Annotated in this window: 19 protein-coding genes and 1 pseudogene; 9 read left to right on the forward strand and 11 right to left on the reverse strand. The window is 73.1% G+C overall.

Features of this window, described 5'->3' with window-relative positions; translation table 11 throughout:
• Positions 1-37: 37 nt before the first annotated feature.
• Positions 38-484 (reverse strand): annotated as a pseudogene (gene eno, locus NYF13_RS22950) (phosphopyruvate hydratase); the annotation flags it as partial.
• Positions 485-756: 272 nt separating this feature from the next.
• Here eno and NYF13_RS22955 point away from each other — a divergent pair.
• Both NYF13_RS22955 and NYF13_RS22960 read left to right on the forward strand, forming a co-directional pair.
• On the forward strand, positions 757-2,331 hold the full coding sequence (locus NYF13_RS22955) for a metallophosphoesterase family protein (protein ID WP_315659541.1): 1,575 nt from the start codon (positions 757-759) through the stop codon (positions 2,329-2,331).
• Positions 2,332-2,500: 169 nt separating this feature from the next.
• Positions 2,501-3,721 carry a cytochrome P450 gene (locus NYF13_RS22960; protein ID WP_315659543.1) on the forward strand — a complete coding sequence of 407 codons (1,221 nt, stop codon included), beginning with the start codon at positions 2,501-2,503 and terminating at the stop codon, positions 3,719-3,721.
• Positions 3,722-3,752: 31 nt separating this feature from the next.
• Here NYF13_RS22960 and NYF13_RS22965 read toward each other — a convergent pair whose 3' ends face one another.
• Together NYF13_RS22965 and NYF13_RS22970 are read right to left on the reverse strand one after the other, a co-directional pair.
• Positions 3,753-4,145 (reverse strand): PPOX class F420-dependent oxidoreductase, encoded by a 393-nt coding sequence (locus tag NYF13_RS22965; protein WP_315659545.1) that lies wholly within the window; start codon positions 4,143-4,145, stop codon positions 3,753-3,755.
• Between the two features lie 32 nt (positions 4,146-4,177).
• Positions 4,178-5,272 carry a CaiB/BaiF CoA-transferase family protein gene (locus NYF13_RS22970; RefSeq protein WP_315659547.1) on the reverse strand — a complete coding sequence of 365 codons (1,095 nt, stop codon included), beginning with the start codon at positions 5,270-5,272 and terminating at the stop codon, positions 4,178-4,180.
• 203 nt (positions 5,273-5,475) lie between these two features.
• Between NYF13_RS22970 and NYF13_RS22975 the strand changes: the two genes are divergently transcribed.
• Positions 5,476-5,667 (forward strand): antitoxin, encoded by a 192-nt coding sequence (locus tag NYF13_RS22975; RefSeq protein WP_315659549.1) that lies wholly within the window; start codon positions 5,476-5,478, stop codon positions 5,665-5,667.
• A gap of 203 nt (positions 5,668-5,870) precedes the next feature.
• On the opposite strand, the gene NYF13_RS22980 is transcribed toward NYF13_RS22975, so the two are convergent.
• The 8 genes from NYF13_RS22980 to NYF13_RS23015 form a co-directional block, all read right to left on the reverse strand.
• Complete coding sequence (locus NYF13_RS22980) at positions 5,871-6,524, reverse strand: methyltransferase domain-containing protein (protein ID WP_315659551.1); 654 nt, start codon at positions 6,522-6,524, stop codon at positions 5,871-5,873.
• A 65-nt stretch (positions 6,525-6,589) separates the two neighbouring features.
• Positions 6,590-7,264: a GntR family transcriptional regulator gene (locus NYF13_RS22985; protein ID WP_315659553.1), complete on the reverse strand. Its 675-nt coding sequence runs from the start codon at positions 7,262-7,264 to the stop codon at positions 6,590-6,592.
• Positions 7,261-7,683: a hypothetical protein gene (locus NYF13_RS22990; protein ID WP_315659555.1), complete on the reverse strand. Its 423-nt coding sequence runs from the start codon at positions 7,681-7,683 to the stop codon at positions 7,261-7,263. The genes NYF13_RS22985 and NYF13_RS22990 overlap by 4 nt, the downstream gene beginning before the upstream one ends.
• The gene (locus tag NYF13_RS22995) at positions 7,680-8,681 is read right to left on the reverse strand and encodes a proline racemase family protein (protein ID WP_315659557.1); all 1,002 of its coding nucleotides are present in this window, start codon (positions 8,679-8,681) and stop codon (positions 7,680-7,682) included. Before NYF13_RS22995 ends, NYF13_RS22990 begins: the two co-directional genes overlap by 4 nt.
• Positions 8,682-8,683: 2 nt before the next feature.
• A complete protein-coding gene (locus tag NYF13_RS23000; protein ID WP_315659558.1) occupies positions 8,684-9,577 on the reverse strand; it encodes a dihydrodipicolinate synthase family protein in 894 nt (297 codons plus the stop codon).
• Between the two features lie 98 nt (positions 9,578-9,675).
• Positions 9,676-11,067: an NAD(P)/FAD-dependent oxidoreductase gene (locus NYF13_RS23005; protein ID WP_315659560.1), complete on the reverse strand. Its 1,392-nt coding sequence runs from the start codon at positions 11,065-11,067 to the stop codon at positions 9,676-9,678.
• Positions 11,048-11,314, reverse strand: coding sequence for a (2Fe-2S)-binding protein (locus NYF13_RS23010; protein WP_315659562.1), 267 nt, complete (start codon positions 11,312-11,314; stop codon positions 11,048-11,050). Before NYF13_RS23010 ends, NYF13_RS23005 begins: the two co-directional genes overlap by 20 nt.
• On the reverse strand, positions 11,311-12,468 hold the full coding sequence (locus NYF13_RS23015; RefSeq protein ID WP_315659564.1) for an FAD-dependent oxidoreductase: 1,158 nt from the start codon (positions 12,466-12,468) through the stop codon (positions 11,311-11,313). The genes NYF13_RS23010 and NYF13_RS23015 overlap by 4 nt, the downstream gene beginning before the upstream one ends.
• Before the next feature lie 88 nt (positions 12,469-12,556).
• On the opposite strand from NYF13_RS23015, the gene NYF13_RS23020 reads away from it, so the two are divergent.
• The 6 genes from NYF13_RS23020 (at position 12,557) to NYF13_RS23045 (ending at position 20,318) form a co-directional block, all read left to right on the forward strand.
• Positions 12,557-13,123 carry a TetR family transcriptional regulator gene (locus NYF13_RS23020; RefSeq protein ID WP_315659566.1) on the forward strand — a complete coding sequence of 189 codons (567 nt, stop codon included), beginning with the start codon at positions 12,557-12,559 and terminating at the stop codon, positions 13,121-13,123.
• 77 nt (positions 13,124-13,200) lie between these two features.
• Positions 13,201-13,836, forward strand: coding sequence for a GntR family transcriptional regulator (locus NYF13_RS23025; protein ID WP_315659568.1), 636 nt, complete (start codon positions 13,201-13,203; stop codon positions 13,834-13,836).
• Positions 13,833-15,224 carry an MFS transporter gene (locus NYF13_RS23030; protein WP_315659570.1) on the forward strand — a complete coding sequence of 464 codons (1,392 nt, stop codon included), beginning with the start codon at positions 13,833-13,835 and terminating at the stop codon, positions 15,222-15,224. The genes NYF13_RS23025 and NYF13_RS23030 overlap by 4 nt, the downstream gene beginning before the upstream one ends.
• A gap of 294 nt (positions 15,225-15,518) precedes the next feature.
• The gene (locus tag NYF13_RS23035; protein WP_315659572.1) at positions 15,519-18,881 is read left to right on the forward strand and encodes a S8 family serine peptidase; all 3,363 of its coding nucleotides are present in this window, start codon (positions 15,519-15,521) and stop codon (positions 18,879-18,881) included.
• A gap of 259 nt (positions 18,882-19,140) precedes the next feature.
• A complete protein-coding gene (locus NYF13_RS23040; protein WP_315659574.1) occupies positions 19,141-19,731 on the forward strand; it encodes an HdeD family acid-resistance protein in 591 nt (196 codons plus the stop codon).
• Positions 19,732-19,775: 44 nt separating this feature from the next.
• Positions 19,776-20,318, forward strand: a complete 543-nt coding sequence (locus NYF13_RS23045) for a DUF6069 family protein (protein ID WP_315659576.1) — start codon at positions 19,776-19,778, stop codon at positions 20,316-20,318.
• Positions 20,319-20,345 lie beyond the last annotated feature (27 nt).

A 20,345-nucleotide genomic window follows, 5' to 3' on the forward strand; every position in this document is an offset into this window, starting at 1 on the left:
TCAGTCAGCGGCTGGTCAGGTCTTCACGCCCGCAGTTGATGTTCATCATCGGCATCGGCAGCAGGTGCGCGAACACCCCGCCGACGTAGCGGTACAGCGGCAGGGCGCTGGCGGCCGCGGCGGCCTTCACCACGGCGAGCGAGACGCCGAGGGTGGCGTTCGCGCCGAGGCGGGCCTTGTTCGGCGTGCCGTCGAGCGCGATCAGGGCCCGGTCGACGTCGGCCTGCGCCTCGGCCTCCAGCCCGACCACGGCCTCGGCGATCTCGGTGTTCACCGCGTCGACGGCCTTGCGCACGCCCTTGCCGTGGAACCGCCGCTGGTCGCCGTCGCGCAGTTCGACGGCCTCCCGGGTACCGGTGGAGGCGCCGGAAGGCACCGCCGCCCGGCCGGCGGACCCGTCGGCCAGCACCACGTCCACCTCGACGGTCGGGTTCCCGCGGCTGTCGAGCACCTCACGGCCCTTGACCCGGACGATGGCAGTCATTTCGCTCCTCGGAAGTCGGCGCCGGAGCGCCTTCGACACGACCGTGGGCACTGCGGCAACAGGCGGCACCACGGTGAGCCGCGAATCACGGCGAGGCTAGCAGAGATCGACTGAATCGATCCCGAGTTCCGGCCGGAAGACGGGAGGGCGGCGCCCGCGAAGCGGGGTCTCGCGGGAGGACCGATCACTTCACGCGCGCGAAAGTCCTCGTTCACCGGTGCGTTGGGCACTGCGCTTACGTTCGCGCGGAAGCCGAAGCCGAGGAGGCCGCCGTGTCCGAGACCAGCGAACACAGCCGCGAGCACACCGTCAACCGCCGTGGCGCGCTCGGGTTGCTGGGTGCCGGCGCGGCCGCTCCGCTGCTGGGCATCGGCACCGGTACCGCCGCCGCATCGCCGGGTGCGGTCATCGCGGCGCCGGCCGGCGGCGGGGTTACGCCGGTGCAGGGCCTGCACCTGACCTTCGGCCGGGACCCGGCGCGGCAGATGGTGGTCTCGTGGATCACCGACGGCTCGGTCCGCCGGCCGCGGGTGCTCTACGGCACGCTCGAAGGCGGCTTCGGCGCCGTCGCCCCGGCGGACACCCGCACCTACGTCGACGGCACCTCCGGGCGCACGGTGTGGGTGCACCACGCCGAGCTGGACCGGCTGTGCCCCGGCACCGGGTACGTCTACGCCGCCCAGCACGACGGCGCGACCCCGGACGCGGGTACCTTCCGCACCGCGCCGTCCGGCCGCTCGGCCTTCACCTTCACCAGTTTCGGCGACCAGTCCGCGCCGCAGGTCACCTGGGACGCCAAGGGCCACGTCGGCCTGGACGCGAACTCGACCCCGGCGACGAAGGACATCGTCACCGGCATCGAGACCGTGGCGCCGCTGTTCCACCTGCTCAACGGCGACCTCTGCTACGCCAACCTCGATCTCGACCGCGTGCGCACCTGGAACAACTTCTTCACCAACAACACCCGCTCGGCCCGCTTCCGCCCGTGGATGCCCGCCGCGGGCAACCACGAGATCGAAAAGCGCAACGGCGTTCTCGGCCTCGGCGCCTACCAGACCTACTTCCGGCTGCCGGGCACCGAGACCGACGCCGAGCTGTCCGGGCTCTGGTACGGGTTCACCGTCGGCGCGGTGCGGGTGATCGTGCTGCAGAACGACGACAACTGCCTGCAGGACGGCGGTGACGTCTACATCCACGGCTACTCCGGCGGCCGTCAGCTGGCCTGGCTGCGCCAGGAGCTGGCGGCGGCCCGCGCGTCGCGCGACATCGACTGGATCGTGGTCGCGATGCACCAGGTGATGGTGAGCAGCTCCGACGCCAACGGCGCCGACCTCGGCCTGCGCGAGAAGTACGGGCCGCTGTTCGACGCCTACGGCGTGGACCTGGTGCTGTGCGGGCACGAGCACGACTACGAGCGCTCCCTGGCCGTGCACGGCGTGGTTTCCGGCAGCGAGACGCTCACGCCGAACCCGGTCTCGTCCGCCACCGACCACATCGACGCGACGCACGGCACCGTGCACATGATCCTCGGCGGTGGCGGTGTCTCGGGCACCACCAACGGCAGCTTCTTCAAGGACGGCACGGGAAAGGTCCTCACCGCCGTCTCCGCCAAGGCCGATCCGGGCACCGGGAAGCGGGTGCCGACCTACGTCCGCGAGCAGGCGGTGTGGAGCGGCGTGCGGGACCTGGAGAACCCGTACGGCTTCGCCTCCTTCACCGTCGACCCGGGCCGCCACCGCGGGGACACCACGACCATGCACGTCACCTACTACAACGTGACGAAGCCCCGCGGCGAGCTTTCGGTGTTCGAGCGGTTCTCCCTGCACCGGCGCCGCGCGGACGGCTGAACCGGGCGTCAACCCCTCTCCCCCGGATCGATCTTCACCCCCTGCCACCGGGGCCGGCGGCCGAGGACGCGGGATACAGTGCCGATCGGGTTTCACCGGCTGTCGCACCACTTCCTCCCCCTCTTCAGTCCATTGTGGATGCACCGGTGGCCGGTCAGGAGAGCCACCGATGCACCACACCGCGGCGCCCTTCGTCCTCGACGCGACCGCGCGCGACGTCCACGGCGAAGGGGCCCGCCTGCGCGAACGCGGACCGGTCGTCCGGGTCGAGCTGCCCGGCGGGGTGCTCGCCTGGGCGGTCACCGACCCGCAGGCGCTCAAGCAGCTGCTCGGCGACCCGCGCGTGTCGAAGGACGCGCGGCAGCACTGGCCGGCCTACCGCGCGGGCGAGGTCGCCGAAGACTGGCCGCTGAGCATCTGGGTCTCGGTGCGGAACATGTTCACCGCCTACGGTGCCGAGCACCGGCGGCTGCGCTCGCTGGTGGCCGGGGGGTTCACCCCGGCTCGGATCCAGCGGCTGCGCCCGTGGATCACCGGCATCACCACCGGGCTGCTGGACGGGCTGGCGGCCGGCCCGTCCTCGGCCGACCTGCGCGAGGCGTACTGCTACCCGCTGCCGATCGAGGTGATCTGCCAGCTCGTCGGGGTGCCGGACGCCGCGCGGCCCGGGTTGCGCGCGGCCGTGCGGGGCATGTTCGACACCACGGCGACGGCGGCGGAAGCCACCGCGAACGTCGAGAGCATGTACGCGCTGCTGGCGTCGTTGATCGACGGCTGGCGCGCCCGCCCGGGCGACGACCTGGCCACCACGCTGATCGGCGCGCGCACCGAGGACGGCGCCCGGCTGACCGAAGCCGAGCTGGCCGACACCGTGATCATGCTGATCACGGCCGGGCACGAGACCACCGTCAACCTGCTCGACCACTCCGTGGCCGCGCTGCTCGGCCACCCCGAGCAGCTGCGGATGGTGCTCGACGGCGAGCGGCCGTGGAGCGACGTGGTGGACGAGACGCTGCGCTGGCAGTCCCCGGTCTCCCACCTCCCGCTGCGGTTCGCGGTCGCCGACCTGGAGCTGGCCGGCACGACCATCCGCGAGGGCGACGCGATCCTGCCCTCCTTCGGCCCGGCCGGCCGCGACGAGCGCCGGCACGGCCCGGACGCCGGCCGGTTCGACATCACCCGCGCGGACAAGACCGCCCTGACCTTCGGCCACGGCGTCCACTACTGCCTGGGCGCCCCGCTGGCGCGGCTGGAGGCGGAGATCGCCTTGCCCGCCCTGTTCTCCCGCTTCCCGCGGCTGGCCTTGGCGGTGCCGCCGGAACAGCTGCGGCCGGTGGCCTCGTTCATCGCCAACGGGCACCGCTCGCTGCCGGTGCGGCTCTACGGCTGAGCGGGCCGGGGCGCGGGGCCCGCCGGCCTGCTCAGCCCATCGAGGTGATCTTCTCCGCCTCGATCCGCAGCAGCAGCCGGACCTGGTCGCGGCCGCCGTACCAGGCGTAGGGCTGGCCGGTGTAGCGCTGGGCGAGCTTCTCGATGTGCTCGGCCGCGCCGTCGGCGGTGATGTCCAGGACGCGGCCGCGGACGGTCCAGTAGCGGAACGGGTTGGCCGGGTCGGTGATGTTCAGCGCCACTCGCGGGTCGCGCTCGAGGTTGCGCACCTTCTGGTAGCCGCGGACGGTGTTGACCAGCACGTGGGTCCCGTCGGTGTCGACCCAGGTCTGGGTGAGCTGGGGCGAGCCGTCGGGCATGGTGGTGGCGAGGAAGCACGGGCTGGGCTGCTCCAGCAGTGCGCGGAGGCCGTCGGGGAGGTCCATGCGCCCTACGCTAGCCCCACCGCGGGCCCGGCTCAGACGCCCCAGTCGGCCAGGACCGCTTCGGTGTCGGCGCCCGGCTTCGGCGGCGGGGACGGCCGATCCGTGGCCGTGCGGGAAAACCGCGGCGCCGGGGCGGGCTGGAGGACGCCGTCGAGCTCGATCAGGCCGCTGCGGGCGGCGATGTGCGGGTGCGCGGCGACCTCGTCCGGGGCCAGCACCGGAGTGACGCAGGAGTCGACCTCGCCGAACACCCCGGTCCACTCGTCCCGGGTGCGCGAGAGGAACGCCCGGGTGAAGGTGGCGCGCAGGACCGGCCAGCCGGCGCGGTCCAGCTGCGGTGGCAGCGAAGCCGGATCCAGCTCCAGGCCGGTCAGCAGCGCGGCGTAGAACTGCGGCTCCAGCGAGCCGACCGCGACGTACCGGCCGTCCGCGCACACGTAGGTGTCGTAGAACGGCGCGCCGCCGTCGAGCAGGTTGGTGCCACGCTCGTCGGACCACGAGCCGAGCCCGCGCAGCGCCCACACCATCTGCGTGAGCACCCCGACGCCGTCGACCATGGCGGCGTCGACGATCTGGCCCTGCCCCGTGCGCTCGCGCTCCCACAGCGCGGAAAGCACGCCGACGAGCAGGAACATCGAGCCGCCGCCGAAGTCGCCGACCAGGTTGAGCGGCGGCACCGGGCGCTCGCCCGCGCGCCCGATCGCGTGCAGCGCGCCGGTCAGGCCGATGTAGTTGATGTCGTGCCCGGCGCGGGTGGCGAGCGGGCCGTCCTGGCCCCAGCCGGTCATCCGGCCGTAGACCAGCCGCGGGTTGCGGGCGTGGCAGTCGGCGGGCCCGACGCCGAGGCGCTCGGTCACCCCCGGGCGCAGCCCTTCCACCAGCACGTCGGCCTTCGCCGCCAGGCTCAGCACCCGCTCGCGGCCTTCGTCGGTCTTCAGGTCCGCGGCCACCGACCGCCGCCCGCGCAGCAACGGGTCCGGCCGCCCCGCCGTGAGGTCCAGCGATCCGGACGGCCGCTCGACCCGCACCACGTCCGCACCCAGATCGGCCAGCACCATGCCCGCGTGCGGACCGGGTCCGATCCCGGCCAGCTCGACCACCTTCAGCCCGCTCAACGGTCCCGCCACGTTGCCCTCCTCGGCTCCGGCGCCCGACGATACCGGTCCCGCCCGGGAGGTCGCGGGCCCCGGCGCCGATTCCGAAAACCGCGATCCACCAGGGGAGCCCGCCGCAAATATCACCCGATCCGGGGATATCTGGGGTGTTTCCGGTTCGGCTGGGTACTCGGCTGGTGTCCACGCAGGATCGCGGCACGACGAGAGGAGCGGACATGGACGGCATGTTCGACAAGGCCAAGGAAAAGATCCAGGACCTGGCGGGCAAGAACCCCGACAAGGTCGACCAGGGCGTCGACAAGGCCGCGCAGTTCGCCGACGAGAAGACCGGGGGCAAGCACGGCGACCAGATCAACCAGGGCGCCGACAAGCTCAAGGAGCGCTTCAACGGCGGCGGCCAGCAGTAGAGCCACTCCGACTTCCGCCGAAGGCCTCCGCACCACACCCGAGTGGCGCGGAGGCCTTCGGCGTGCGCGGCTCAGCTTGCCACGCGATGACCGGCGAGCGCCTCTCCGGCTCGGCGCCGGATTCGCCAGCACCGGCTGGGTTTCCCGGCACTTTCGCCCCTCGGCCCGAGCGACCCCCCGCGGCGCCGTAAGCCCCCGGGGGCTCAGCCTCGGCGAAGGTCCGCAACGGGCTTTCGCGCGCTGATCAGCAGATGCTCCTCCGGCTCCGCCCCCGGCTGGTCCGGCGCGAACACTTCGGACCGGGTCGCCAGCACCTCGAACCCGGCGTCGCGGACCCGGGCGATCAGGTCGTCCGGAGCGAAGCTGGTGAGACGGAGCGAGCGGCCGAGGAACTCGACCAGCGCGTCCTCGAGGTCGTGCGGCACCGTGATCAGCGAGAACCGGCCGCCCGGGACCAGCCAGCGGGCGATCGCGGCCAGCACGCTTTCGGTGTCCCGACGCGGCATCTGCAGGAACGGGAAGAACGCGCACACCGCGTCCCACGAGGCTTCCGGCGACGTGAACGAGCGCACGTCGACCTGGTGGAACTGGGCGCCGGGCACCTGTTCGCGGGCGATCCGGACCATCTCGGCCGACACGTCCAGCCCGGTCACGCGGTGGCCCGCGGCGGTGAGGCCGGCCGCGGCCGGGCGGCCGGTGCCACTGCCGATGTCGAGCACCCGGGCGTGCTCCGGCAGCGCCGCCAGCAGCTCGCGCACCGCCGCGTCGACCACCGGCGGGCGGCCGAACGCCGCCTCGTAACCGGCCCCGATCTCGTCGAACAACTGTGCCGCGGTCACGGTCTCGCGATCGGTCATCGCCGTCCTCTTCCTCGAATCGTGTCCAGCCGCCGTCCACCGCGACCGGCTTCGCCGGGAACCGGTCAGTGCGCCCAGATCCCGCGCACGTGCCGGATGTGCCGGTCCATCAGGGCCTCCGCGCCGTCCGCGTCGCGGGCCTCGATCAGGTCCAGCAGTTCGGCGTGCTCGGCCGAGGAGGGGATCAGCTCGTCGCGCGCGGCGAGGCGGGCCAGTCCGTAGATGCGGGACCGGGAGCGCAGAGCGCGGACGGTCTCCACCAGCTGCGGGTTGCCCGCCTGCTCCAGCAGCCGGAGGTGGAACTGCATGTCCGTGGCGACGTGCGCGATGAGGTCGTGCTCCGCGGCCGCGCGCTCGATGCCCAGGGCCAGTGGGCGCAGTTCGGCGATCACCGCCGGGTCGACGCCGGTGCCGGCCAGGCGGCGGACCGTGGGGACCTCGATCAGCGCGCGGAGCTCGGACAGGTCGTCCAGGTCCTTTTCGGACGGTTCGGTGACCCGGAACCCCTTGTTGCGCACCGTGTCGATCAAGCCCTCCTTCACCAGGTCCAGCATGGCCTCGCGGACCGGGGTGGCCGAGACCCCGAACTGCGCGGCCAGGCTCGGCGCGGAGTGCACCTCACCGGGCTTGAGCTCCCCGGAGATCACCGCCGCGCGCAGGGTCTGCGTGATCTGCTCGCGCAGGTTCCGCTGGACGCCGAACGCGGTCAGCGCCGGTCCCCGGTGGCCGTCCGTGGTCATCCTCGGTCCCCCCTGGCGGTCTCGCGCCGCTCGGCGGCGACCACCAGATCCTCCCACGCCATTCCCCCGCTCTTGCACAGCCGGGGCCGCCTCGTGGGAACCTCGGCCCGGCCCCGCACCCGGTCCGCCAGGCCGACCAGCGCGTCCGGCCGCACCGCGCCCGACCGCACGGCCGGTACCACGTCACCGGACTCGCGCAGGGCCACAGCCCACGCTTCCACCACCCCGGCGCACCGCCGCAGGGTGACGTCGTCGACCTCGCGGAACTCCCGTGCGGGCGAGCCGGCCGCCACCACCGTCGCGTGCCCAGGCAGCAGCGCGAGCGAGCGGAGCTTCGGTCCGTCGAGCAGCGGGTAGCCGCCCTGGATCCGCGGCAGTCCGAGCGCCGGGTCGCCGGGTGCAACGCCGTACTGCCTCACAGCAGGAAACCCGCGGGGAACGGGTCGGCCGGGTCGAGCCAGTACTGCGCCGTGCCGGTCAGCCAGGCCCGGCCGGTGATCTCCGGGACCACCGCCGGGATTCCGCCGACGGAGGTCTCCTCGACCAGCCGGCCGAGGAAGTGCGTGCCGATGAACGACTCGTTGCGGAACTCGGTGTCCAGCGGCAGTTCCCCGCGCGCGTGCAGCTGCGCCATCCGCGCGCTGGTGCCGGTGCCACAGGGCGAGCGGTCGAACCAGCCGGGGTGGATGGCCATCGCGTGCCGCGAGTGCCGGGCGGTCGAGCCGGGAGCGGCGAGGTAGACGTGGTGACAGCCGGAGATCTCCGCGTCCACCGGGTGCACCGGGCGGTCCTGCTCGGTGACGGCGTCCATGATGGACAGTCCGGCCTCGAGCAGCCGCTGCTTGCGGGTGAGGTCCAGCTCCAGGCCCAGCTCCTCCAGCCGCACGATCGCGTAGAAGTTGCCGCCGAAGGCCAGGTCGTACCGGACGCGGCCGAGCCCCGGCACCTGCACCTCGCGGTCCAGCCCGGCCGAGAACGACGGCACGTTCCGGATCGTCACCGACCGCGCGGCCCCTTCGGTCACCGCGACCTCGGCCACCACCAGCCCGGCCGGGGTGTCGAGGCGGATCGTGGTGACCGGTTCGCGCACCTCCACCATGCCGGTCTCGACCAGCACCGTGGCCACGCCGATGGTGCCGTGCCCGCACATCGGCAGGCACCCGGAGACCTCGATGAACAGGACGCCCCAGTCGGCGTCCGGCCGGGTCGGCGGCTGCAGGACGGCGCCGCTCATGGCCGAGTGGCCGCGCGGCTCGTACATCAGCAGCCGCCGGAGGTGGTCGAGGTGCTCGACGAAGTACCGGCGCCGCTCGGCCATCGTGGCTCCGGGCACCACGCCGACCCCGCCGGTGATCACCCGGGTCGGCATGCCCTCGGTGTGGGAATCGACGGCGTGGAACAGCCTTTTCGCGCGCACGCCTAGGAAAGACCCTGCTCGAGGGCCCGCTCGGTGGCTTCGCGGACGGCCTTCTCGTGCTCGGGCGCCAGCGGTGTCCGGGGCTGGCGGCACGGACCGCCGTACCGCCCGGCGAGGTCCATGCTCAGCTTGATCGCCTGGACGAACTCGGTCCGCGAATCCCAGCGCAGCAACGGGTGCAGCAGCCGGTACAGCGGCACCGCCTTCTCCAGGTCGCCGGCCGAGGCGGCGGCCCACAGCTCGGTGGTGGCCTTCGGGAACGCGTTGGGGTAGCCCGCGACCCAGCCCGGCGCCCCGGCCACGGCCAGCTCCAGCACCACGTCGTCGGCGCCGCAGAGCACTTCGAGGCCCGGGGCCAGCTCGGCGATCCGGTACGGCCGGCGCACGTCGCCGGAGAACTCCTTGACCGCCGAGATCAGCCCCTCGGCGTACAGCTCGGCCAGCAGTTCGGGGACCAGGTCCACCTTGGTGTCGAACGGGTTGTTGTAGGCCACGATCGGCAGCCCGGCCTTGGCCACCTCGCGGTAGTGCGCGAGCACCGCGCGCGCGTCGGCGCGGTAGGAGTTGGGCGGCAGCAGCATCACCGCGGGGCAGCCGGCCTCGGCCGCCTGCTCGGCCCAGCGCCGCGCCTCGTCCGCGCCGTACGCGGCGACGCCGGGCATCACGGTGAACCCCTCGGGCGCCGCCTCGACCGCGGTCCGCACCACGCGGGCGCGCTCCTCGGCGCTGAGCGTCTGGTACTCCCCCAGCGAACCGTTGGGCGTCACCCCGTCACAGCCGCTCGCCGCCAGCCAGGCGATGTGCTCGGCGAAGGTGTCGAAGTCGGCTTCCGGGCCCCGCAGGGGAAGGGCCGTTGCGACCAGCACCCCGTGCCACGGCTTTTCGCGCGCAGTCATGCGACCTCCAGGTTGGTGAGCTTGGACCTGATCAAGACGTGTGCCATGTGATATGTGACATTGTACAAGCTTCGAGCGCGGTCTGGACGGCCAAGCCGTCAGGGTTCCGGAGGGGCTTGGGCGAGGTCCCCGAGCCGCACCGGTTGCGCGATCGGCCGGGCGGCCAGCCCGGCCAGGTCGGCCGCGGCGGGCTCGCCCCCCGGACCGGCCGCGGCGAGGCAGGCCGTGGCGTACCCGCAGACCCGGCCCTGGCACCACCCCATTCCGGTGCGCGCCAGCAGTTTCACGGTGCGGGCGTCGGTCGCGCCGAGATCGGTGACGGCCGCGCGCACGGTCCCGGCACTCACCTCCTCGCACCGGCAGACCAGCGTCGACGGTTCGAGCCAGTCCTGCCACCCGGGCCGGATCGGGTACACGGCGTGCATCGCGGCAGCGAAGGCCCGAGCGGACCTCCGGCGGCGCAGCAGCCGGGCCACCACCTTCCGGTCCGGCAGCGCGCCGATCGTGGCGAAGGCGGCGTGCCGGCCGGCCAGCTCACCCTCCACCAGGGACAGTTCGGCCCCGCCGATCCCGCACACCTCACCGGCCAGGTAGACGCCGGGCACGGTGGCGCGCTGCTGCCCGTCGGCCACCGCGATCAGGCTGCCGTCGAGACCGAGCCGGGTCGCACAGCCCAGCTGGAGCGGGATCTCGAGCTGCGGTGTGAACCCGTACCCCACGGCGACGGTGTCGCACGCGATCCCGCGCTCGGTGCCCGCCACGATCCGCCACTGCCGGTCCAGCGAAGCGACGGTGACCGAATCGACGCCACCCTCGCCGTGCGCGGCCACGACCGCCGTCCGCGTCCGGTACGGGATCCGGTGACGGGCCAGGGTCTTCAGGTACCCGGCCCCCTCCACCAGCTTGCCCGGGCGCCCGAGCACCGCCCGCGGCGACCGGGCGAACCCGGCCGGCGAACCGGCCTCGAACACCCCCGCCACCTCGGCCCCGGCCCGCGCCAGCCCGGTCGCGACCGGCAGCAGGAACGGCCCGCTCCCGGCCACCACGATCCGGCGGCCGGCCCGCACCCCCTGCCCCTTGAGCAGCGACTGCACCCCGCCGGCGGTGAAGACCCCCGGCAGCGTCCAGCCGGGGAACGGCACCTGCCGGTCGTAGGCCCCGGTCGCGATGACCAGGGCACGCGCCCGGACCGGTCCGCGTCCGGTGTGGACGGTGAATCCAGGGCCGATCCGCTCGACGTGCCAGACCGCGTGCCGGGCGAGGAAGTCCAGCCGGGGCAGGATGTTCCGCCATCGCAGCAGCATCGTCCAGCCGTGGTGGCCGGACCCGTCGTCGTCCTCGCGGTGGCGCCAGTACTGGCCGCCGACCCGGTCACCGGCGTCGAGCAGCGCGACCCGGGCCCCGGACTGGGCGGCGCTGCCGGCGGCGGCCAGCCCGGCCGGTCCCGCGCCCAGCACGGCCAGGTCGTAGTCACCGGGCGAAGTCGTCACGGCCCGCTCCTTCCTGGGTTCGCACGTCATCGCCCGGGCGCGACTGCTCGAGGCAGGCGCGGACGTTCGGCCGGCCGTTCACCGTCAGCAGGCAGTCGAAGCACACGCCGATGCCGCAGAACAGTCCGCGCGGGGCGCCGCCGTGGCGGGTGGTGCGCCAGGAGCGGTGGCCGGCGGCGATCAGGGCCGCGCCGATGCTCTGGCCCGGCTCGGCCGGGATCTCCCGGCCGTCGAAGGAGAAGCTCATGCCGGGTCCCCGGTGCGGAGATCGGCGAACCGGTCCGCGCGGAACGGCGTCAGGTCCAGGTCCGGCGCCACGCCGGTCAGCTGCTGTGCGATCAGGTGTCCCGTCGCCGCGGCGAGGCCGATGCCCGCGCCCTCGTGCCCGCAGGCGTGCACCAGTCCCGGGCGGCGCGGATCGGCGCCGAGCACCGGCAGGTGGTCCGGGCAGTACGGCCGGAAGCCCAGATAGCTGCGCAGCAGGCTGACCTCGGCCAGGAACGGGAACACCCCGAGGGCCCGCGCGGCCAGTTTCCGCACCACCGGAAGGGAGAACTGCCGGTCGAAGCCGACGCGCTCGCGACTGGCGCCGATCAGCACCGGGCCCGCCTGCGTGCCCTCGACCACCACGGAGGTCTCCAGCCCGGCGTCACCGCTGGCCACGTTCGCCACGTAGTCGGCGGTGTAGACCTTGTGCCGGATCACCCTCGGCAACGGCTCGGTGACCAGCACGAACCCGCGCCGCGGCCGGATCGGCACCGGGGCGCCGGCCAGCGCCGCGACCGCGCCGCCCCAGGTACCGGCCGCGTTGACGACCCAGGGCGCGGCGACCTCGCCGCGGCTGGTGGCCACGCCGTGCTCCCGGAACGCCAGCACCTCGGTACCGAGGTGCACGGTGGCACCGAGTTCCCGGGCCGCGCGCAGCAGCCCCGCGGCCGCCAGCATCGGCTGGACCTGCGAGTCCTGCGGGTAGTACGCGCCGGTGCGGACGTCGCGGGTCAGGTTCGGCTCCAGTTCGGCCAGCTCCGCCGCGGACACGTCGACCGCCTCGACGCCCCGGGCCCGCTGCCGCGCGGTCAGCTTCGCCAGCCCCTCGGCCGCCTCGGCCGACTGCGCGACGACGACCCCGCCCTTGCGCTCCAGCTCGAACGCGCCGGGCCCGAAGCGCTCCCCCAGCTCACCCCAGAGCCGCACCGACAACAGCGCCAGGTCCAGCTCGGGGCCCGGCTCCTTGTCGGACACGAGGATGTTGCCCTCGCCACCACTGGTCGTCCCCCCGGCGACGCCCCCGCGCTCCAGCACCATGACCCGCAGGCCCGCCCGCGCGCAGAAGTACGCGCACGCCGCGCCGACCACCCCGGCCCCGATGATCAGCACGTCCGGCCGCTCTCCCGTCTTCACCGCAGTAGCATGTCACATTGCACATCTTCCGGTCACGACCTCCGCCCGTTTTGTCAGTCGCTGTCACATCGGCTGCTAGGCTCGCACCATGCCGAGAAGCGGGGAAGAAGCCCGTCGACGTCTGCACCGGGCCGCGACGGAGCTGTTCCTGGAGCACGGTTTCGACGCGGTGACCACGGCCGAGATCGCCGAACGGGCCGGGCTCACCGAGCGCACCTTCTTCCGGCACTTCCCGGACAAGCGGGAGGTGCTGTTCGAAGGGGAGACGACCCTGGCCGAGGCGATGACCGCGGCCGTCGCCGGCGCCCCCGAGGGCGAGCCGCCCCTGCCGGTGCTGGTCCGGGCCTGCCACGCGGCCGTGCCCATCGTGGAGCAGAACCGCCCGGTCACCGAGCCGCTGGCCCGGGTCTTCGCCACCACTCCGGCGTTGCAGGAGCGGCAGGCGGCGAAGGGCGCGCGCCTGGTCGAACTGCTCGCGGAGGCACTGGGCGAACGCGGCGTCGACCGCGATCTGGCCCTCCTCGCCGCGCAGACCGCGTGGACGACTCTTTCCCAGGCGACCCGGCACTGGATGGCCGATCCGGCCGGCGGGCTGGCGGCTCAGGTGGACCAAGCCTTCCGGCAGCTCGGCGCCCTCGTCGCGGAACTCGGCTGACCCCGCCCCGAATGCGGACGAGTAGCCGGTCACACCTGCTTAGATACAAGTAAAGACGCATGCTAGCGTCCAAGACCGTGACCCCCATCCAGCTCGGTGCCGCCGACCGCGCCTACCGGTTGACCAAGGAACTGGTGCTCACCGGCGAACTGCCGGGCGGGCACCTGTTCAGCGAGGGCGAGATCGCCGGACGGCTCGGGGTCAGCCGCACGCCGGTGCGGGAAGCGTTCCTGCGCCTTCAAGTCGAGGGCCTGCTGAACCTGATCCCGAAGCGCGGCGCCGTCGTGGTGCCGGTGCTGCCGGGCGAGGCCGAGGACGTGCTCGACGCGCGGGAGGCCGTGGAAGCCGCCGCGGTCCAGCGGCTGGGGCGCCGGCCCGACCTGGTGCCCGGGGCGCTGGAGCGGCTGCGCGCCGTGCTCGAAGCGCAGCGCGCGCACGCCGAGGCCGGCGACCTGGCGGCGTTCGTCGAGTCCGACGGACGGTTCCACCGCACCATCGTCGCCACCGGGGGCAACGCGGTGCTGCTCGACTTCTACGCCACGCTGGCCGACCGCCAGCGCCGGATGAACCTGCACGCGCTCAGCCCGATCCCCGCCCGGCTGCCCGAGATCGCCGAGGAGCACGCCGCGCTGGTGGCGATCATCGAATCCGGCGACTTCGGCGCGTTCGCCCCGGCGTTGCGCGCCCACCTCGACCGGGTCCACCGCCGGTGACCGCGCCCGCCCTCACCCCCACCACCGCCCCGGCCTGGTTCCCGGCCGCCGCCGCGGTGTTCGCCTGCGGCTGGGGCGGCAACCAGTTCACCCCGCTCCTGGTGATGTACGAGGACGCGGGCTACTCCACCTTCACGGTCGACGCGCTGCTCGGCGCGTACGTGATCGGCCTGGTCCCCGGGCTGCTGCTGTCGGGCCGGCTGTCCGGCCGGTGCGGGCGCCGGCCGGTGGTGCTGGCCGGCACGGTGCTGTCGCTGGCCGCCAGCGCGCTGATCGCGCTCGGCCCGCTCGGCGCCGGGTGGATCGCCGCCGGGCGGTTCACCACCGGGGTCGCCGTGGCGATCGCGATGGCCGTCGGCTCGACCTGGGTCCGGGAACTGTCCGACGCCGCCCCGGGCGGCGCCCCCGACCTCGGCACCCGCCGCGCCGCGCTGTGCCTCACCCTCGGCCTCGGCCTCGGGCCCGGGGTGGCCGGGGTGCTCGCGCAGTGGGCACCGTGGCCGATGGTCCTGCCCTTCACCGTCCACATCGGACTCACCGTGGTGGCGCTGGCTTTCGCCCGGCGCGGCCGGGAGACGCTGGTCCGCGACGGGCCGGGCCGGACGAGGGCCGCCCACGCCGCCTCGGCCCGCACCACGCCGGAAGGCGCGGCACCGGGCAGCACAGCACCAATCGGCGTGGCACCAGGCAGCACCGCACCGGACAGCACGGCATTGGACAGCACCGCACCGGACGGTGCAGCACCCAGCAGCGCGGCACCGCACCACCCCGGTCACCCGGCGCCGGCCCGTCCCCCGCGGACCCGGCTCACCACCACCCGCCACCCCCGCTTCCGCCGGGTGATCCTCCCGATGGCGCCGTGGATCTTCGGCTCCTGCGGCGTGGCCTACGCGATCATGCCGCAGCTGGTCGGCGGGAAGCTCGGCTCCTGGTCGCTCGCCTACTCCACGCTGCTGACCGTGTGCGCGGTCGGCGCGGGGGTCGGGATCCAGCCGATCGCGAAACGGGTGGACCGCGCCACCAGCGCCCGCGCGGTGCTCACCGGCATGACCGTGCTGTGCGCCGGGCTCGCGCTGAGCGCGGTCGCCGCCGCCGCCGGATCGCCCTGGCTGGCCTTGGCGACCGCGCTGGTGCTGGGCGCGGCGTACGGGCTGGCCGTGGTGTCCGGGCTGCTCGAACTGCAGCGCCTGGCGAAACCGGACGAGATCGCCGAGCTGACCGGAATTTACTACGCGCTGGCCTATATCGGTTTCCTTTTACCCTCACTGCTCGCCGGCCTCAGCGGCGTCGCGGGTTACCCGGTTCTGCTCGCCGGTCTCGCCGTGGTGGCGCTCGCGGGCACGCTTTTCATCGCCCGCCACTCCCGCAGTCACCTTCCCGTGACCTGACTGCATTTTCGGAAAAACGCCCATAAAAACCAAACAGGACTCCCCCGGCCGGTCGAAGCCGAATTCGGTCGTTTTTGTCGGAATTCTTTACCACTAATGTCTCTTGTGGATCGACGAGGCTTTGGAAATAGTTCTCCCACAGGGAAATCAGACGCGTACAACCGCGCCCGATTTCGTCGGGGACAGAAACTTTCAAACCCTCCGAGAAGGAAGTGGGAGCTGCACATGCGGCGTTCCTCGCGATCCGTTCGCGCCCTCGTCATAGCCGCGACGGGCGGTTTGGCCCTGGCCAGCTTGCAGCTGGCCACCGGTCAGGCCGCCGCCGCCGCGCCCGGTGCCACCGCGGCCGATGCCGCACCGCAGTCGGTGATCGTGGTCCTCAACAACCAGCTCCCCGACGCACCGCCCACCAAGGCGACGGCCGGCACCCGGCGCACCGAGGCCACCCAGCAGCAGGAGTCCGTGCTCGCCAAGCTCGGCGGCGCGGCCCCCAGCAAGGTGAAGCACTTCGCGCTCGGCAACGCGTTCTCCGCCACGGTCACCGCGGCCCAGGCCGCCCAGCTGGCCCAGGACCCGGCCGTGGCCCAGGTGCTGCCGGACAGCAAGGTGACGCTGCCCGACGCCGTCCCCGCGCCCGGCGCCGAGCCCAAGGCCCCCCAGTCCCAGGGCCAGCCGGGCACCCCGGCGCCCGGCACGATCTGCCCGTCCGACCCGGCCAAGCCGCTGCTGGAGCCCGAAGCGCTGACCTCGATCCACGCCTACAGCACCGACGGCTCCAAGAGCGCTTCGCAGCTGGCGGACGGCTCGGGGGTCAAGGTCGCGTTCCTCGCCGACAACATGGACCCGAACTACGCGGACTTCATCCGCCCCGACGGTTCCCACGTGTTCTCCGACTTCCAGGACTTCTCCGGGGACGGCCCGAACACCACCGAGTCCGGCGCGGAGGCCTTCGGCGACGCCTCGTCGATCGCCGCGCAGGGCGTGGTCGTGCACGACCTGTCGAAGTTCGTGAACGAGAACCACCCGCTGCCCGCGGGCTGCAACATCGTGGTCAAGGGCGTCTCGCCCGGCGCGAGCCTGGTCGGGCTCAACGTGTTCGGCTCCACCGCCACGAACTCCGCGGTGCTGCAGGCGATCGACTACGCGGTGACCGTCGACCACGTCGACGTGATCAACGAGTCGCTGGGCCTCAACCAGTACCCGGACGCCAGCTCCCGCAACCTGTTCCAGGTGTTCAACGACCAGGCCGTCGCCGCGGGCGTCACCGTCACCGCCTCCAGCGGCGACGCGGGCATCACCTCGACCATCGGCAGCCCGGCCACCGACCCGCTGGTGATCTCGGCCGGCGCGACCACCGACAACCGGCTGTACGCGCAGACCACCTACGGCGCCTTCCCGTTCTCGAACGGCAAGTGGATCAGCGACAACATCTCCGCGCTGTCCTCCTCGGGCATCACGCAGAACGGCCGCACGATCGACCTGGTCGCGCCCGGTGAGGGCAACTGGGCCGACTGCGCGCCGGCCTACTCCGAATGCCGGAACTTCAAGACCGTGCCGCAGCCGACCGACCTCGAGTCCTTCGGCGGCACCAGTGAAGCCGCCCCGCTGACCGCCGGCGTGGCCGCGCTGGTCATCCAGGGCTACCGCGGCACGCACCACGGCGCCTCCCCGTCGCCCGCGCAGGTCAAGCAGTTCATCACCGGCACGACCCGCGACCTCGGCCTGCCCGCCGACGAGCAGGGCTCCGGCCTGCTCGACGCCCGCGCGGCCGTCGAGGCGGCCCTGACCTCGCCCGGCACCACCGGCGCCCCGGCCGGCGTGGCTTCGAACATCGCGCTCTCGACCGACCAGCTCACCCTGGACGGCGCCCCGGGCAGCACGCAGAACGCCACGGTGAAGGTGAGCAACGTCGGCAGCAAGCCGCTGACGGTGAGCACCGGCACCCGCACCTTCGTGCCGCAGTCCTCGCAGACGCAGACCACCGCGTTCGACTCGGCCACGCTGCCGACCTTCCCGTACTTCAACGGCGCGAACTGGGCGTACAAGAAGGTCACGTTCCCCGTGGCCTCGGGCGCGCAGCGGCTGCTGGCGCGGATGGCCTGGCAGGGCAGCCCGAAGAAGGTCAACGGCCAGTCGGTCACCCCGGTGGTGCGGCTGACCCTGATCGCGCCGGACGGCACCTACGTGGCCAACAGCCGCCCGCAGGGCGGCGCGGCCACGGCGAACTACGCCAACGTGGACGTCACCCACCCGGCCGCCGGCACCTGGACCGCGGTGCTCTACTCCGTCTCCGGCGCCGCCGGCTACACCGGTGACGTCCAGTTGCGCACCGACACGCAGCGGGCCGTGCCCTACGGCCAGGCCTCGCCGCAGATCCTGAGCCTGAACCCGGGCCAGACCAAGCCGGTCAAGGTCTCGCTGACCACCCCGGCCACCGGCGGCGACGCGGACTACTCGGTGACCTTCGGCAGCTCCGACGGGCACCAGACCACGCTGTCCGCGGTGCTGCGCTCGCTGATCCCGACCAAGAACGGCCCGGGCACCTTCGGCGGCACGATCACCGGCGGCAACGCGCGGGCCCAGTCGCCGGCGCAGACCTTCAGCTACGAGTTCGACGTGCCGAAGGGCAAGAAGGACCTGGACGTCGCGGTCAAGCTGCAGGACGCGGGCACGCTGGTCGACGGCGTGCTGGTCGACCCGAACGGCGAACTGGCCGACGTGAACAGCAACGCTTCGCTGAACTCGCCGACCACCGTGGCGCAGGGCACCGGCCTCCAGCTCACCGACGCGAACCCGCTGCCGGGCCGCTGGCACTTCGTGGTCGTGGTGCAGAACCCGGTGACCGGCAAGCAGATCGAGCAGCCGTTCACCGGCACGGTCGGCTTCGACCAGGTGTCGGTCAGCGCCCCGGCGCTGCCGAACTCGGCGGCGAAGAAGCTGGCCGCCGGCCAGGCCGTGACCGTTCCGGTGACGGTGCGCAACAACGGGATCGAGCCGATCGCCATCGGCGTGGACGCCCGCACCAACGGCCGCCGGACGCTGCAGCCGCAGCCGGTCGGCGGCTCGACCGAGGTGGACCTGCCGGAGCTGAACGTCAACGCCCCGGTGTACTCGATCCCGCCGGACACCAGCAAGTTCACCGTAGCCACCTCCTCGACCGTCCCGGCCCAGGTGGAGATCCAAGGCTCGGCGGCCGGTATCGACGTGCTCGGCGACCTGAAGGCGGCCCAGTCGGGCAGCACGGTCTCCGTCGCGACGATCGGTGAAAAGCAGGGCTACGTCACGAAGGGCATCTGGTTCGCCGACGTGCAGGAGATCGGGCCGTTCGGCCCGTCGGGCGCCCCGGCCGGGCACTCCTCCTACACCGCCTCGATCCAGACCGCGGGCTTCGACGCGGCCGTGACCTCGTCCACCGGTGACCCCTACGACCAGTCGGTGGACCCGAACGGCACCGGCGGCACCCCGCAGATCGTGAAGCCGGGCCAGACGGCCACCGTCTCGGTGACCATCAAGCCCTCCGCCCGGCCCGGCGCGACGGTGACCGGTCACCTGAACCTGGTGACCGTGCCCAGCCTGCCGACCGGCGCGACCGGCCTGCCGCAGGAAGGCACCGGCGAGGTCCTCGCGACCCTGCCGTACAGCTACCAGATCGGCTGAGCCCCGTTCCGGACGGCCGGGCCGTCGGTCCCTTGTGGACCGGCGGCCCGGCTTTTTTTCGCCGGTCCACCGGTCTTCCGGCCGGAGGGTCTTCCGGAGACCGGGCCGGCCGCGCCCAGGTTCCCGGCGCCGGCCGCGGTTCCCTCCCCCATCGCGCGGATCCGGCGGAGACCGATCGGGTGAACGCCGGAGCCGTGCTTCGCCCACCCGGCGCTGCTAGCGTTTCCGCAGGTCTTAGTCGTCTTCCCGGGAGCCACGCATGTCCTCGTTCGTCGCCGCCTCAGTCGTCGCCGACCCCCGCCGGGTCTGGCCGTTGGTCGTCGCCCGCGGGGTCTTCGCGGTGCTCTTCGGCATCCTCACCCTGGTCTGGCCCGGGGTCACCGTGCTGGCGCTGGCCATCGTCTTCGGCGTGTACGCGCTGTTCGACGGCGTCAGCGCGATCGTGCAGGCGTTCCGGCCGGGCGACGGCGCGCAGCGAGCCGCGTACGCGCTGCTCGGGGTGCTCGGGGTGCTGGCCGGGGTGCTCGCGCTGGTGTGGCCGGGCGCGACCGTGGTCGTGCTGACCACGCTGGTGGGGGCGTGGGCGGTGGTCACCGGCGTCGCGGAGATCGTCGCGGCGGTGCGGCTGCGCCGGCAGATCACCGGTGAGGCGTTCCTGATCGTCGCCGGGGTGCTGAGCGTGGTGGCCGGGGTGCTGGTGCTGGTGCACCCGATCGCCGGCGCGTTCGGAATTGCCGTGCTGATCGGGGTTTACGCGCTGCTGTACGGGGTCATGCTGATCGTGCTGGGACTGCGGCTGCGACGGCTGGCGGCCCCGGTGGCCGCGGAACGAGCGCCCGAGGCCGGATAGCGGGACAATCGGCGGGTGAGACTCGCGCGACGGAGGGACTTCTGATGGCCCAGTACCCGCAGAACGGCGGTTACGACCGCGAAGTCCGCCCCGGGGTGGACGCCGCCCGCTTGTGGGCCGGTGGTGTCGCGACGGCGGTGGTGGCCGCGCTGGTCGCGATCGTCGGCCTGCTGATCGCCCGCGGCATCTTCGGGGTGCCGGTGCTCGCGCCGAAGGGGGCGGGCATCTGGGGCAACGCGAGCACCACCACGTACGCGATCGTCGCCGCCGTGGTCGCGCTGCTGGCCACCGGGCTGATGCACCTGCTCAGCGTCGCGACCCCCGCACCGGCGCAGTTCTTCGGCTGGATCATGGTGCTGGTGACGGCGATCGCCGTCGTGCTGCCGCTGACCCTCACGGTCGAGCCCAGCGCCAAGATCGCCACCGCCGTGATCAACCTGGTGATCGGGCTGGTCATCGCCATGGTGGTGAGCAGCATGGCCGCCAGCGCCCGCACGCTGCACCAGCGCAAGCGCCGCGAGCGCCCGGCCGCCGACGCGCCGACCCGGCAGTGGAACGATCCGCCGTCGTCCTACTACGACCGCTGAGCGGGCCCGATCGCGGGGCCCCGGCCT

The organism is Amycolatopsis sp. PS_44_ISF1 (genome assembly GCF_032335455.1).
Classification (GTDB): domain Bacteria; phylum Actinomycetota; class Actinomycetes; order Mycobacteriales; family Pseudonocardiaceae; genus Amycolatopsis.

What these genes read in the sequence shown, in the direction of transcription:
- NYF13_RS23020 (WP_315659566.1), top strand. Translation starts at nt 12,557, where the DNA reads ATGCCGAGAAGCGGGGAAGAAGCCCGTCGACGTCTGCACCGGGCCGCG.
- NYF13_RS23040 (WP_315659574.1), top strand. Translation starts at nt 19,141, where the DNA reads ATGTCCTCGTTCGTCGCCGCCTCAGTCGTCGCCGACCCCCGCCGGGTC.
- NYF13_RS22965 (WP_315659545.1), bottom strand. Translation starts at nt 4,145, where the DNA reads ATGGACCTCCCCGACGGCCTCCGCGCACTGCTGGAGCAGCCCAGCCCG.
- NYF13_RS22960 (WP_315659543.1), top strand. Translation starts at nt 2,501, where the DNA reads ATGCACCACACCGCGGCGCCCTTCGTCCTCGACGCGACCGCGCGCGAC.
- NYF13_RS23010 (WP_315659562.1), bottom strand. Translation starts at nt 11,314, where the DNA reads ATGAGCTTCTCCTTCGACGGCCGGGAGATCCCGGCCGAGCCGGGCCAG.
- NYF13_RS23000 (WP_315659558.1), bottom strand. Translation starts at nt 9,577, where the DNA reads ATGACTGCGCGCGAAAAGCCGTGGCACGGGGTGCTGGTCGCAACGGCC.
- NYF13_RS22985 (WP_315659553.1), bottom strand. Translation starts at nt 7,264, where the DNA reads ATGACCACGGACGGCCACCGGGGACCGGCGCTGACCGCGTTCGGCGTC.
- NYF13_RS22975 (WP_315659549.1), top strand. Translation starts at nt 5,476, where the DNA reads ATGGACGGCATGTTCGACAAGGCCAAGGAAAAGATCCAGGACCTGGCG.
- NYF13_RS23045 (WP_315659576.1), top strand. Translation starts at nt 19,776, where the DNA reads ATGGCCCAGTACCCGCAGAACGGCGGTTACGACCGCGAAGTCCGCCCC.
- NYF13_RS22980 (WP_315659551.1), bottom strand. Translation starts at nt 6,524, where the DNA reads ATGACCGATCGCGAGACCGTGACCGCGGCACAGTTGTTCGACGAGATC.